The following is a 13,038-nucleotide window of genomic DNA, read 5'->3' as shown; positions in this document are numbered from 1 at the left end:
CATTATCCTGCAGTGGCCAGAACGATCCTAGAAGAGATTACTCACGCTGGTATCCGGTCTCGCGCTGCGGCCTCGGTAAATTCCTTGAGCCAGCGCAACACGTCGACCGCCTCCCAGCGGCCCGGGTCATACAATGCATACAACAAGCCCTGGTAACCGACCACATCCAGCTGCCGGTGATACCCCGCGCGCTGGAACAAGGCTTCGATTTCGGCGAAACAGGTATTGAAATGCAGTTTGTTGAACGGGGTTTTTCCTTCGGTAACCAAGCCCTCCAGACGCAATTCGACAACCGCCTCTCGCACCACGTCCGCCGACATGCGGTTCACGCTGTTCTTCAACTGTTCGACATTGACCATGACTCATCCTCTGACTCGCAGGATCGCCCGCAAGACAGGCCACCCGGATAACTGTATAGACATACAGTAACCGAATCAGCGAGCTTTCGCCAACGGATCAATCGGGAGAGCGATAAGTGGAGCGCTATTTAAAGCAAAAAATCCACTACCTGCTGGGCATCAAATGGCCAATCCAACTCCGCCCCCGTATCCACACGGCGCAGCACTGGAATCCGTAAGCCGTAGTCCTCGAACCAGTCTTCGTTCTGGGCAATGTCGATCAGCTCGACCAGCAAACCGTGCTCGACCAGGGGCATCAGCTCTTCTTCGGCAAGTTCACAGAGATGGCAACCAAGGGTACCGAACAGCTGGCATTCAGGAGGCATGACCACAGGTCCAAGCAAAGTAGGGGTTCATTCTAGGCCCACGATCACACTCCGTCGAGGCGAAGGCTGCAGTGCCTGAGCAGCGAAATTTTCAATGGATCTGGCAATCCCCTGACTCAAATCATTCCCGGCAAATACCCGATGAGTGATGCTCGCCTTTTTTTTGCTTCTACGCTTCAGTAGCCCACGTCAAAGTCGGAGAATCCGTGTTCACCAATCTACTGATCATCCTCGCCTCCTCCCTGGTGGTGATTGCACTGTTCCAGCGACTGCGCTTACCGCCGGTCCTAGGTTACCTGTGCGTGGGGCTGATGATCGGACCCACTGCGTTCAACTGGGTCAATGAAAGCGAAGAACTGCCGGATCTCGCCGAGTTGGGCGTGGTGTTTCTGCTGTTTTCACTGGGGTTGGAGTTTTCCCTGTCGAAGATGTTGGCCCTGCGTCAAGTGGTGTTCGGCCTTGGCAGCCTGCAGGTGCTGGCATGCACGGTGCTTCTGGGAGGCTTGCTGAAGCTGTTCGGCATGCCGGGCATACCCGCGCTGTTACTGGGTGCGGGGCTGGCCCTGTCTTCCACTGCCATCGTCAGCAAGGAGCTTGGCAGCCTGGGGGAAATATTCAGCAGCCACGGCCAGAACGCCATTGCCGTGCTGTTGTTCCAGGATGTAGTCGCAGTGTTGCTGCTGACGCTCGTCCCGGTTTTTGCCGGCAGTAGCGAGCAGCCCTGGTACTGGGCGCTACCCCTGACGCTGGGCAAAACCGTGGTGTTGTTTGTCGGCCTACTGATGGCCAGTCGCTGGCTATTGCCGCGGTTGTTCCATGAGGTGGCGGCGGCTCGCTCCGCAGAGCTGTTTGTGTTGCTGGCACTGGTGATTGTCCTGCTTACCGCGTGGCTGACCCACCTGCTCGGCCTGTCGCCTGCGCTGGGGGCTTTTCTCGCTGGCATGTTGCTGGGGGAAAGCCACTACCGGCATCAGATCGAGGCTGACATTCGCCCCTTCCGCGACATCCTCCTGGGATTGTTCTTCGTCAGCATCGGCATGTTGATCGATTTGCAGCTATTTGCCAGTCACGGCCTGCTGATCCTGGGCCTGACGCTAGCATTGCTGCTGATCAAGGGCAGCGTTGTCGCTCTGCTGGTCAGATGGCGTGGCAGTGACACCGAAACAGCCTGGCGGAGCGGGCTGGCACTGGCTCAGGGCGGAGAATTCTGCTTTGCGCTGATGGCGCAAATGCAAATGAGCAAAATGCTCCCCGCAGACTTCGCCGGAATGCTGCTGGCCGCCACCTTTTGCTCAATGCTGGTCACTCCGCTGCTCTTGCGCGCGGCCCCGCGTATCGCTGCGCATTTACATCGCAAACCCAACGAAGAAGCGCAACTGGAAGAAATCAGCGCACTCAATGCCAGCCTGGACGGTCACGTGGTGATCTGCGGGTACGGCCGGGTCGGCCAGTCCATCGGCCGCTTCCTGCGCCACGAACACCAACCCTACATTGCGCTGGACAGCGACCCGGTGCGCGTTCAGGAAGCCGCCGCCAGTGAACGTTGTGTGCACTACGGCGATTCCCGCCGCAGCGAACTGCTGGTTGCAGTAGGGCTGGACCGCGCCCGTTTGCTGGTGATTGCCGTGGACCGGACCGATATCGCCATGCTGATCCTCAGGCAAGCCCGCCTGCTCAACCCGAACGTGCCGATCCTGGTGCGCACTCGCGATGACAGCCAGCTCACCGAGTTGAATGCAGCAGGGGCCAGCGAGGTGGTGCCGGAGCTACTGGAATCGAGCCTGATGCTCGCCTCGCACGCGCTGATCATGCTTGGCCTGCCCGCACAACAGGTGAAGGACCGGATGGATCAGGTCCGCAGCGATCGCTATCACCTGCTGCACGGGTTCTACCCAGGTTCGGACGACGATGAACGTTGAATCAGTCCAGGCTCACGGCGCCGATCTTGTGGATCGCCAGGTCCGCACCGTGATACTCCTCCTCCTGGCTCAAACGCAAGCCATGCAGCGCCTTGATACCGCCATAAATCGCAAAGCCACCGAGCAGCGCCACGATCACTCCCAGCGAAGTGCCGATCAACTGGCTGATCAGGCTGACGCCGCCCAAGCCGCCCAGCGCGACCTGGCCGAAAATCCCGCAGGCGATACCGCCCCAGACGCCGCACAGGCCATGCAACGGCCACACGCCCAGTACATCGTCGATGCGCCATTTGACTTGCGCAGCGGTAAAACACCAGACAAACAACGCCCCGGCGATCGCGCCGGTGGCCAGCGCGCCCACCGGGTGCATCAAATCGGAACCGGCGCAAATCGCAACCAGCCCGGCCAACGGACCGTTATGCAGGAAGCCCGGGTCATTGCGCCCGACAATCAGCGCAGCCACGGTACCGCCGACCATGGCCATCAGCGAATTCACTGCCACCAGGCCGCTTACATTGCCAAGGGTCTGCGCGCTCATGACGTTGAAGCCGAACCAGCCAACGATCAGGATCCAGGAACCCAATGCCAGGAATGGGATACTCGACGGCGCGAACGCGACCAGGCGACCTTCTCGATATCGACCCTGCCGTGGCCCCAGCAGCAACACCGCTGCGAGCGCCAGCCAGCCCCCCATGGCATGGACCACGACCGACCCGGCAAAATCATGGAAGCTGGCGCCGAAGCGCTCCAGCAGCCAGGCCTGCAGGCCGTAGTTGCCATTCCACATCATGCCCTCGAAAAACGGGTAGATGAACGCCACGATCAAGGCTGTCGCGCACAACTGCGGCACAAACCTTGCGCGCTCGGCGATGCCCCCGGAAATAATGGCCGGGATTGCTGCGGCGAAGGTCAGCAGGAAGAAAAACTTCACCAGTCCATAGCCATGGTCTGCGGTCAGCACCGCCGCCGGTTGCATGAACGTGACCCCATAGGAAATCCAGTAGCCTATAAAGAAATAGGCAAGGGTCGAAATGGCGAAGTCACTGAGGATTTTCGACAGCGCGTTGACCTGATTCTTCTGGCGAACCGTGCCGACCTCGAGAAAGGCGAAACCGGCATGCATGGCGAGTACCATCACGGCGCCGATCAAAATGAACAAGGTATTAGAGCTATGGACCAGACTGTCCACAGCGCTTTGCAGATTTTCCATAGGGTTGGCAGACCTGAAGGCTAAAAAAGCACCAAATCAGTTCGCGCAGACTATTCGTGCACCAAGTTGCAACCTGCCAGGATCCGCAATTGAAACCCGACGAGCTGTTTTGGTGCGCAAGGTCATGACCTTTGCGCGCGATTCGATTATTTGAGTTAAGGTTTTGCTCAAATCATGCCCAGCAACAGCGCAACGGCGCAGGCTGGCGCACCATGGCAAAGCAAAAGCTGTACCAGTCATTTGTACTGAACCTTCGCCCACCGCTCACACTCGAAAGCAACAGACGCCAATTACGGAGATCACCAATGGCTAGCATCAAGGCAAAGACTGCTCAAGAAATACTGATGAATGATTTTCAAACATTGGTCAGCGACACTGAACGGTTGCTGGAACACACCAAGACCATCGCTGGTGATCAGGCCGATGAATTGCGCGAGCAGATCCATGACAGCCTCCTGCGCGCCCGGGAAACCCTGAAACTGACGGAAGACTCCCTGCGCGAACGCGGGCTGGCTGCGGTCACCGCGACGGAAGATTACGTCCAAGCCAACCCATGGCAGTCGGTCGGGATTGCTGCGGGCGTGGGTTTCCTGATCGGCCTTTTGGCCACCAGGCGCTGATATGGCGATCGGCGAATCCAGCTCGTCCGCGACGGGCCAAAGCTCCTCACCGCGGCGCCTGGGTGCCGCTTTTCTTGGATTGCTGCACAGTCATGTGGAGCTCTTCGGCATCGAGTTGCAGGAACAGAAAGCTCGCACCGTAAGCCTGTTGCTGTTTGCGGGCCTGGCGTTGGTGTTTGCCCTGTTATTGCTGGTGGGCCTGTCGACCTTGGTTATGATCCTGTTCTGGGATACCTACCGACTGCCAGCCATCATCGGGCTCTGTGTGTTCTACACGCTGGCAGCGATCTTCTGCGCTGTGCGCCTGAAGGCAGCGATTTTCGATGAGTCCTCGCCATTCCACGGCACACTGGAAGAGCTGGCCAATGACCGGGAGCGCCTGTTGCCATGAATTTTCCCGAACTGCCCCACAACACTTCGCGCACTGAGATGCGCAAGGCGCTGATCCGCCTGCGCATGGAAATGCATCGCCAGGAAATTCGCCACGAATCCGCACAGTTGCTGCAGCCATTGCAGCGAGTGCGCGGGATGACACAAAGCATCCAGGGCGGATTCGGCATCAAGCATGCGCCGCTCTGGGGCGTTGCCGCAGTGACACTGCTGGGGTTCCTGACAGGCAAAGGCGCCAAGAGCGGCGGCGTCAGCAGCATTACTCGGCTTATTCGCCTGAGTACGACCTTGGGCCCTTTGATCAAACTGGTGATGCAGGGCTCAGCACGCAAACACTGAGCAAACTGGCTGTATTCTTGCAGCGTCATGCGGGGCTGGATCTCTTTGGCAGGAGGTCAAACCCCGCGTGCCTAGCTCTGCGTGCCTGATGGGTACCCGGATCATTCCAGAACAAGAATTTAGCAAGGAGGCCTCGTGATCGACGGGCAACCGCTCGCCTGTTTCCAACCGTTCATCGATACCGCCACCGGTCGCATCGCGGGCGTCGAGGCCTTGGGTCGACTGCGTCATGCGGACGGCCAGCTGACCTCGGTCGGCCCCCTGTTTGCCGATTCCAGAACTCCCGCAGTCGCCCTGCGTCGCCTTGATCGGCAGATCCGTGACCATGCCTTGAGCCGCCTGCATGATGCCCCGGCAGACTGGTTCCTGAGCCTGAACATGTCGCCGCGATGGGTCAATCGCCTGCGCCCGGATCAGGACCTGCCAAGTATCAAGCAGATGAGCAGGCACGGTGTCGACCCGAAACGCATCGTCTACGAGATCACCGAGCTGGGTGGCGATATCCAGCGCCTGGCAGATGTGGTCGCACGGTACCGCCGGGCAGGCGCGAGGATAGCCATCGATGATTTTGGTGCCGGATATTCCCAGCTCGATCGGGTACTGGCCCTGCAACCTGACATTCTCAAACTCGACATGCGCCTGTTTCAGGCTGCGGCGCTGGGCGGACCGAGTTGCGATGTGGTGAAGGCCCTGGCGCAAATGGCGGAAAAGACCGGTTGCTGGATCATCGCCGAAGGGGTGGAAACCGATGCCCAGCTCAACTTTGCCCTGGAGTGCGGTTCGCGCTATGTCCAGGGTTTCCTGTTCGCCAGGGCCCAGGAGGACTTTTTCGCCACCGACGCATTCGTCGACCATTTTGCCCAATTGCGCCAGCGCTACGTCCAGCAAAAACTGCTCGAGCGTGGTCGCCTGATGGTCATGCGCCAGCAACTCGGTGAGCTGATGGGCATACTGCAGGACTGGGCCCAAGCTTGCGCGCCACTCAGCGCCCTTCCCCGGCTCGATGCGTTCCCCTGGTTGCTGCGCTTTTACCAATGCGACCGCCACGGCACGCAACTGACGCCGAACCTGGAATGGAGCCAGAACGGCTGGAAAGCCGATAATCGCTACCTGGGCCACAATTGGTCATGGCGCCCGTATTTCTATCATCTGCTGGCCGAAGGTTGGGACGAGCGCCGCTTGACGCTATCCAATACCTACCGCGATGCCACCAGCAACCAATATTGCCTGACCGCCGGACAATTTTTCGCCAATGGTGAAAGGCTGCTGCTCATCGACATCGACGCTGTCGGGCTTTAGTACTGCTTGCACGTCACGATCTGAACCCGGAAGCTTAGGCCATCAGTCACCTGACGGAGAGAATCAGCCTTGGATTGGCAAACCCTGCTTACTCGCGAACGCTTGGGAAAACCTCTGCATAGCCCCGAAGAGCTCGGGCGCAGTCCGTTTCACAAAGACCACGACCGCATTATCTTCTCCGGAGCGTTCCGTCGCCTCGGGCGCAAGACCCAGGTCCACCCGGTCACCAGCAACGACCACATCCACACGCGCCTGACGCACTCGCTGGAAGTCAGTTGCGTGGGGCGTTCACTGGGTATGCGGGTTGGCGAGACCATCCGCAGTGCCCTGCCCGACTGGTGTGAGCCCAGTGACCTGGGCATGGTGGTGCAATCGGCTTGCCTGGCTCACGACATTGGCAATCCGCCCTTCGGGCATTCCGGCGAAGACGCCATCCGCCATTGGTTTCAGCAGGCCGCCGGGCGGGGCTGGCTGGACGCGATGAGCGAAGTCGAGCGCAATGACTTCCTCAATTTCGAAGGTAACGCCCAGGGCTTCCGTGTGCTAACGCAACTGGAGTATCACCAGTTCGATGGCGGTACCCGCCTGACCTACGCCACTCTGGGGACTTATCTTAAATACCCATGGACCGCGAAACACGCTGACTCCCTGGGTTACAAAAAGCACAAGTTCGGCTGCTACCAGAGCGAACTACCGTTACTGGAGCAGATTGCCCACAAACTCGGCCTGCCGCAGCTTGAAGACCAGCGGTGGGCGCGCCATCCGCTGGTCTACCTGATGGAAGCTGCCGATGACATTTGCTACGCGCTGATCGATCTGGAAGACGGCCTGGAAATGGAGCTGCTCGAATACGCCGAAGTCGAGGCGCTGTTGTTGGACCTGGTCGGCGACGACCTCCCTGAAACCTACCGCCAGCTCGGCCCAGCGGATTCGCGCCGGCGCAAACTGGCAATCCTGCGCGGCAAAGCCATCGAGCACCTAACCAACGCCGCCGCTCGGGCATTTGTCGAGCAACAGGACGCACTGCTGGCCGGCACGCTGCCCGGAGATCTGGTGGAGCACATGCACGGTCCGGCAAAACGCTGCGTGTTGAATGCCAAGGACATGGCGCGTAAAAAAATCTTCCAGGACAAACGCAAGACCCTGCATGAAATCGGGGCCTACACGACCCTGGAGATCCTGCTCAACGCGTTCTGCGGCGCTGCACTGGAACAGCACGACGGTCGAACGCCGTCCTTCAAGAGCCGGCGGATTCTTGATTTGCTCGGCAACAATGCGCCCGACCCCCGAGGCCCGCTGCATACGTCATTCCTGCGCATGATCGACTTCATCGCCGGCATGACCGACAGCTACGCCAGCGAAATGGCCCTGGAAATGACCGGCCGTTCCAGTCACTGACCGGCACCTGCTGATCGGCCATTACGCCCCCGTGATGGCCGATCAGCCCTTAATAACCCTGAAACACTCAAGGCCTGCCGAATCGCCCTACAGCTCATGTCGCGCTGACTGATCGATTGCTCCCACCTGCTGCGAAATAATCGCCCTCCGTCCACTCGACGGCTCAAGTGTGAGTATCCCGATGAACGAAGCAGACTTGCGCATCCTGTTAGTTGAAGATCACTGCTTTCAACTTAGAGCAACTCAAATCCTGCTCGAACGCTACGGCTTCGGCCAGATCACCACGGCCGACAGCGCCGAGGTCGCCTTGCAGAAAATGCGCGAGACCGCCCAACCCTACGATGTGCTGCTGTGCGATCAATGTTTGCCCGATTTGTGCGGACTACAACTGATCGAAGCGGCGACGAACCTGGGAATGATCAAGCACGCGGTATTGCTCAGTAGCCTGACATCAGTAGAACTGGACAGACTTGTAAAGTTGGCAACCAGACAGGGATTACCCTTGTTAGGTTATTTGATAAAGCCGCCGAAACACTTGGAACTTATAACACTATTGACTTCAGCTAAATAGCCAACAATGAAAACTGCCAATTGAAACCCAGTAAAAAATCGCCTGAAAACATCACTTACTCAACTTTTACCTACTCCATAAAATGCTTGAAACTTTAACAAGTCTGATAAAAACAGTAATTTGGACGTAGTACATTTCTTGTTCTGTTGTAGGAATAGTCTGATATTACGGATAGAGGTACGCCTGTTCATGCGATAGCGGAACCATCTGAGCTAAGGTGCGCGCTTTATTTATGTTCGCATGGGATTTGATTATGAACTCCGTTTTTATCGTCGACGACCACCCAGTTATCCGTCTTGCCGTAAGAATGTTGCTGGAGCACGAAAACTTTAAAGTCGTCGGTGAAACGGATAACGGAGTAGACGCGATGCAGATGATTCGCGAATGCATGCCCGACCTGGTGATTCTCGACATCAGCATTCCCAAACTTGACGGACTGGAGATTCTCACCCGACTTAATGCCATGAGTACCCGCACCCGCACACTGGTATTGACGGCGCAATGCCCGACACTATTTGGCATACGTTGCATGCAGTCGGGCGCCTCGGGATATGTGTGCAAACAGGAAGATTTGAGTGAACTGGTCAGCGCCATAAGAGCCGTATTATCAGGATACAACTATTTCCCCAGTGCAGCGTTAAATCCGATCCGTGGGGATGACATTCGCTACGCCGAACTCGAACTATTCAAATCAGTCAATGATCGAGAACTGATGGTGCTGCAACTTTTCGCCCAGGGTCGCAGTAACAAGGAAATCGCCAAAGGCATGTTCCTGAGCAACAAGACCGTCAGCACCTATAAAAAAAGACTTATGCAAAAACTGAAGGCCAGATCACTGGTAGAACTGATTGAAATGGCAAAACGCAACGCACTCGTGTGAGAGACAGAATGCCCAGTCGCGCCAAGGAATACCTGATGCTGATGATCGTGGCTATTTTCCCGAGCAATTCGGTGCACGCCGCGCAGATCGAAAGTCAAAGCTATGCGTTACTCAGTCGGTCCACGGTCGGACAACTGGAGGCTCAACTGGATCGATCACAACGACTCTGGGTGCGGACCAGATCCGAGCTGATTCTGGGCACCTCGGCCCCCGATTATCCGCCGTTCGACATGACCATCGACAGTAGCCAGGATTACGAAGGGATGACCGCCGACTATGCAGGTCTTCTCGGCGCGACCACCGGTTTGCCCATCAAGGTCAGGCGGTTCGCCTCCCGGGAAGATGCCATCGAGGCACTGGAGAATGGCGAAGTCGACCTGCTGGGTACATCGAACGGCTTTGAGGCTGAACATTCGGACATTCTACTGTCTGCACCCTACGCCGTTGATCAACCGGTCCTGGTCACGCGGGAGGAAGAAACCCGATCCCTGACCGATGGCCTCAGGGGTTTACGAATGAGCATGGTCTATCACTATTTGCCGCTGGAGGAAGTAAAGAAGCTGTGTCCCAACGCGATCATCACGCCCTATCCCTCCTACCAGAATGCGATCAATGCAGTGGCATTCGATCAGGCGGATGTTTTCCTCGGCGATACGATTTCAACCCACTACATGATCAACAAGGGTTATCTGAACAACATCCGCATGGCGAGCTTCGGCAAGCACGAAGCGCACGGTTTCAGTTTTGCGGTGCATAAAGACAATCAGCAACTGCTCAGCATCATCAACTCGATGCTGGACGCCCTGCCGACCAGTGAACGAGACAATATCGGCAAGCGCTGGAGTGCCGGCAGTGACATACTTCTGAGCGATCAAAACCTGCAGTTCACCGATCGCGAAAAGCGCTGGATGGCAGCCCACCCGGTGGTGCGCGTAGTCGTGAACGAAGCTTATGCACCGCTGACGTTTTTCGATCACGATGGCAACTTTCGCGGAGTCACTGCCGATCTGCTGGAGTTGATCAGACTGCGCACCGGCTTGCGTTTCGATATCCAGCGCAGCCGCAACGATAGCGAGATGATCAAGCGCGTCGCTGATAAGCAGGCTGACATGATCACGGCCCTGCTGCCCAGCACCCAACGTGAAGCCACACTGAGTTTCACGCGCCCCTACCTGCAGAACTCGTTTGTCCTGCTTACGCGAAAACTCGCGGATAGCCCGAACAATCTCGAACAGATGCGGGGAAGGCGCCTGACCATCGCCCAGGGTAATCCGATGGTGGATTATCTGCGGCGAGAATTCCCGGAAATCAAACTGATCGAGACTCCCGACACCTTCAGCGCCGTGGAAATGTTGTCCAACGGTCGAGCAGACGCTGCAGTCAACTCACTGGTAATTGCCAACTATTTCATATCCGCGCGGATTTTCGAACACGATCTGCAGATCAGCACCACTATCGGCACTCAGCAAGCTGCATTTTCCCTCGCTACCGGGCGCGACTCCAAGGAGCTGAACTCGATTCTGGACAAGGCACTGCTGAGCATTGCCCCGGACGAACTGGGGGTTATCAACAGTCGCTGGCGCGGCTACTCGGCATCCGCGCATGACTCTTGGCAAAATTACCACCGGATCTTTTACCAGATCGTCATCAGTGCCGGCGTCCTGCTGCTGATTTCAGTCGCCTGGAACGCGTACATGCGTCGGCAGATCAAGCAGCGCCAGGCCGCCGAGCGGGCGCTGAGTGATCAATACGAATTCATGCGATCGCTGGTCAACGGCACGCCTCATCCCATCTATGTCCGCGACCGCCAGGGGTTGCTGCAAAGCTGTAACGACAGCTATCTCGAAGCATTCAACGCCAAACGCGAAGACGTCATCGGCAAGAGCGTGATGCAGGGCAACATGAGCAACGCATTCGAGGCCCGGCAATATCAGGCCGACTATCTGCGCGTAGTTGCCGAAGGCATCCCGCTGGTCGTCGACCGCGCACTGCACATCGGTGGACGCCGGCTAACCATTTATCACTGGGTACTGCCCTATCGTGATTCGCGCGGCAAGGTCCAGGGCATCATCGGCGGTTGGATCGACATCAGTGATCGACGCCAATTGTTCGAAGACCTGCGGCTTGCCAAAGAGCGCGCCGATGAGGCCAACCGAGCCAAAAGTACCTTTCTGGCGACCATGAGCCATGAAATCCGCACCCCGATGAACGCCGTGATCGGCATGCTGGAATTGACGCTCAAGCGGATCGAGCAGGATCACCCGGATCGGTCCGCCATCGACGTGGCCTACAACTCGGCCAAGGACCTGCTGGAGCTGATTGGTGACATTCTCGACATTGCGCGGATCGAATCCGGGCGTCTGGAATTGAACCCGGAACGGGTCAACCTTCGTAAAGTGGTAGCGTCAGTGGTGAACATCTTCGAGGGCCTCGCGCGGCAGAAAAAACTCGAGCTTCTGCTGGAGTTTCACTCTGCCACCCCAAACATCGATGTGCTGCTGGACCCTATGCGGTTCAAGCAGGTGCTGTCCAATCTGATCAGTAACGCCATCAAGTTCACGTCTCAAGGCCACGTCAGGATCATCGTTGACTTGAGAGCCACCGGGCCCGACGAGGTGCGGATGCATCTGAAGGTGGAGGACAGCGGCATTGGTATCAGTGAGGAGGATCAGCAACGGCTTTTCGCCCCTTTCGCCCAGGCAGACAATTGTGCCAAAGCAGGCCGTGGCGGAGCAGGCCTGGGGCTTATGATCAGTCGCAGCCTGTGCAAGATGATGGGCGGCAGCCTGCAATTGAGCAGTCGCCCTGGAGCTGGCACTCAAGTACGGGTTTCCCTGCACCTGCCAGCACTGCCACAGAAACAGCAACAGGCTGCATTGACCATTGAACAGGCGCCCCACACCACCAGGACCGCCTTGAAAGTCCTGGTGGTCGATGACCACCCGGCCAATCGCCTGCTCATGTGCCAGCAGCTGGAATTTCTCGGGCATGCGTCCCAGGTTGCAGAGGATGGCGCAGCGGCGCTCAGCCTGTGGAAGACCGAGGCGTTCGATCTGCTGATTGCCGACTGCAACATGCCTGTCATGAGCGGGTATGAACTGGTTCGCACCATTCGCTGCGAGGAGCAACGCCAGCAGCGCCCGCCCATGGTCATCCTGGGTTTCACTGCCAATGCCCAGCCGGAAGAAATCGCCCGCTGCAAAGAAGCCGGCATGGATGACTGCCTGTTCAAGCCGCTCACCCTGACAGCCTTGAGCCACTGGATCGAAAACCTCAGCCCCAAGGCGCAGTGTCCGGCATTCAGTCTTGAGGGGCTGCAGCAACTGACAGGTGGAAATCCGGCGCTCGACCTGCGATTGCTCAAAGAGCTGCTTAAAAGCAATCGTCTGGACCGCCGGGAGTTACTGGCAGTGCCCAGCACCGCTAACCCACAGGCTTTTTTGGACATTGCCCACAAAATCAAGGGTGCAGCGCGGATTATCCAGGCCTCGCGCCTCATCGACAGTTGCGAATCACTTGAAACTGCCTGCCAGGGTGCATTCGATCCGGACGCAGTATCCGACTGCATCCTGGCAATGGAGCGCGCCATGCTGCAACTTGAACTGGCTCTTGAGCAGCAAATATACGAGCACGAGCGCAGCACGATGGTGGAGCCTTAACTATGCTTGGGCGCTGAGCAGTGAGTTAA

General features: G+C 57.7%; 12 protein-coding genes. 9 read left to right on the top strand and 3 right to left on the bottom strand.

The genetic code is table 11. From position 1 onward, the window contains the following. Positions 1-41 precede the first annotated feature (41 nt). Positions 42-359 (bottom strand): transcriptional regulator, encoded by a 318-nt coding sequence (locus L9059_RS18920; protein ID WP_247292465.1) that lies wholly within the window; start codon positions 357-359, stop codon positions 42-44. A gap of 128 nt (positions 360-487) precedes the next feature. Then, positions 488-724, bottom strand: coding sequence for a glutaredoxin family protein (locus L9059_RS18915; protein ID WP_247292464.1), 237 nt, complete (start codon positions 722-724; stop codon positions 488-490). A gap of 206 nt (positions 725-930) precedes the next feature. Here L9059_RS18915 and L9059_RS18910 point away from each other — a divergent pair, with 206 nt between their 5' ends. Continuing rightward, positions 931-2,643, top strand: a complete 1,713-nt coding sequence (locus L9059_RS18910) for a cation:proton antiporter (protein WP_247292463.1) — start codon at positions 931-933, stop codon at positions 2,641-2,643. A 1-nt stretch (position 2,644) separates the two neighbouring features. On the opposite strand, the gene L9059_RS18905 is transcribed toward L9059_RS18910, so the two are convergent. Further along, positions 2,645-3,853, bottom strand: coding sequence for an ammonium transporter (locus L9059_RS18905; RefSeq protein WP_247292462.1), 1,209 nt, complete (start codon positions 3,851-3,853; stop codon positions 2,645-2,647). 305 nt (positions 3,854-4,158) lie between these two features. Between L9059_RS18905 and L9059_RS18900 the strand changes: the two genes are divergently transcribed. The 8 genes from L9059_RS18900 to L9059_RS18865 all read left to right on the top strand — a co-directional run bounded on the left by L9059_RS18900 (position 4,159) and on the right by L9059_RS18865 (position 13,009). Continuing rightward, a complete protein-coding gene (locus L9059_RS18900) occupies positions 4,159-4,473 on the top strand; it encodes an ElaB/YgaM/YqjD family protein (protein ID WP_247292461.1) in 315 nt (104 codons plus the stop codon). A gap of 1 nt (position 4,474) precedes the next feature. Continuing rightward, on the top strand, positions 4,475-4,864 hold the full coding sequence (locus L9059_RS18895; protein WP_247292460.1) for a phage holin family protein: 390 nt from the start codon (positions 4,475-4,477) through the stop codon (positions 4,862-4,864). Beyond that, on the top strand, positions 4,861-5,202 hold the full coding sequence (locus L9059_RS18890; RefSeq protein ID WP_247292459.1) for a hypothetical protein: 342 nt from the start codon (positions 4,861-4,863) through the stop codon (positions 5,200-5,202). Before L9059_RS18895 ends, L9059_RS18890 begins: the two co-directional genes overlap by 4 nt. Positions 5,203-5,337: 135 nt before the next feature. Beyond that, entirely contained in the window at positions 5,338-6,501 is a 1,164-nt protein-coding gene (locus L9059_RS18885; protein ID WP_247292458.1) for an EAL domain-containing protein, read from the top strand. Between the two features lie 69 nt (positions 6,502-6,570). Further along, positions 6,571-7,899, top strand: coding sequence for a deoxyguanosinetriphosphate triphosphohydrolase (locus L9059_RS18880; protein WP_247292457.1), 1,329 nt, complete (start codon positions 6,571-6,573; stop codon positions 7,897-7,899). Positions 7,900-8,080: 181 nt separating this feature from the next. Then, a complete protein-coding gene (locus L9059_RS18875) occupies positions 8,081-8,470 on the top strand; it encodes a response regulator (protein ID WP_247292456.1) in 390 nt (129 codons plus the stop codon). A gap of 253 nt (positions 8,471-8,723) precedes the next feature. After that, positions 8,724-9,350, top strand: coding sequence for a response regulator transcription factor (locus L9059_RS18870; RefSeq protein WP_247292455.1), 627 nt, complete (start codon positions 8,724-8,726; stop codon positions 9,348-9,350). Between the two features lie 8 nt (positions 9,351-9,358). Beyond that, a complete protein-coding gene (locus L9059_RS18865; RefSeq protein ID WP_247292454.1) occupies positions 9,359-13,009 on the top strand; it encodes a transporter substrate-binding domain-containing protein in 3,651 nt (1,216 codons plus the stop codon). The last annotated feature ends 29 nt before the right edge of the window (positions 13,010-13,038 follow it).

The sequence above is a fragment of the Pseudomonas violetae genome, assembly GCF_023072615.1.
GTDB lineage: Bacteria > Pseudomonadota > Gammaproteobacteria > Pseudomonadales > Pseudomonadaceae > Aquipseudomonas > Aquipseudomonas violetae.
This window is presented reverse-complemented; position numbering and strand designations above follow the sequence as displayed.

What these genes read in the sequence shown, in the direction of transcription:
- L9059_RS18915 (WP_247292464.1), bottom strand. Translation starts at nt 724, where the DNA reads ATGCCTCCTGAATGCCAGCTGTTCGGTACCCTTGGTTGCCATCTCTGT.
- L9059_RS18890 (WP_247292459.1), top strand. Translation starts at nt 4,861, where the DNA reads ATGAATTTTCCCGAACTGCCCCACAACACTTCGCGCACTGAGATGCGC.
- L9059_RS18920 (WP_247292465.1), bottom strand. Translation starts at nt 359, where the DNA reads ATGGTCAATGTCGAACAGTTGAAGAACAGCGTGAACCGCATGTCGGCG.
- L9059_RS18895 (WP_247292460.1), top strand. Translation starts at nt 4,475, where the DNA reads ATGGCGATCGGCGAATCCAGCTCGTCCGCGACGGGCCAAAGCTCCTCA.
- L9059_RS18875 (WP_247292456.1), top strand. Translation starts at nt 8,081, where the DNA reads ATGAACGAAGCAGACTTGCGCATCCTGTTAGTTGAAGATCACTGCTTT.
- L9059_RS18905 (WP_247292462.1), bottom strand. Translation starts at nt 3,853, where the DNA reads ATGGAAAATCTGCAAAGCGCTGTGGACAGTCTGGTCCATAGCTCTAAT.
- L9059_RS18900 (WP_247292461.1), top strand. Translation starts at nt 4,159, where the DNA reads ATGGCTAGCATCAAGGCAAAGACTGCTCAAGAAATACTGATGAATGAT.
- L9059_RS18870 (WP_247292455.1), top strand. Translation starts at nt 8,724, where the DNA reads ATGAACTCCGTTTTTATCGTCGACGACCACCCAGTTATCCGTCTTGCC.
- L9059_RS18865 (WP_247292454.1), top strand. Translation starts at nt 9,359, where the DNA reads ATGCCCAGTCGCGCCAAGGAATACCTGATGCTGATGATCGTGGCTATT.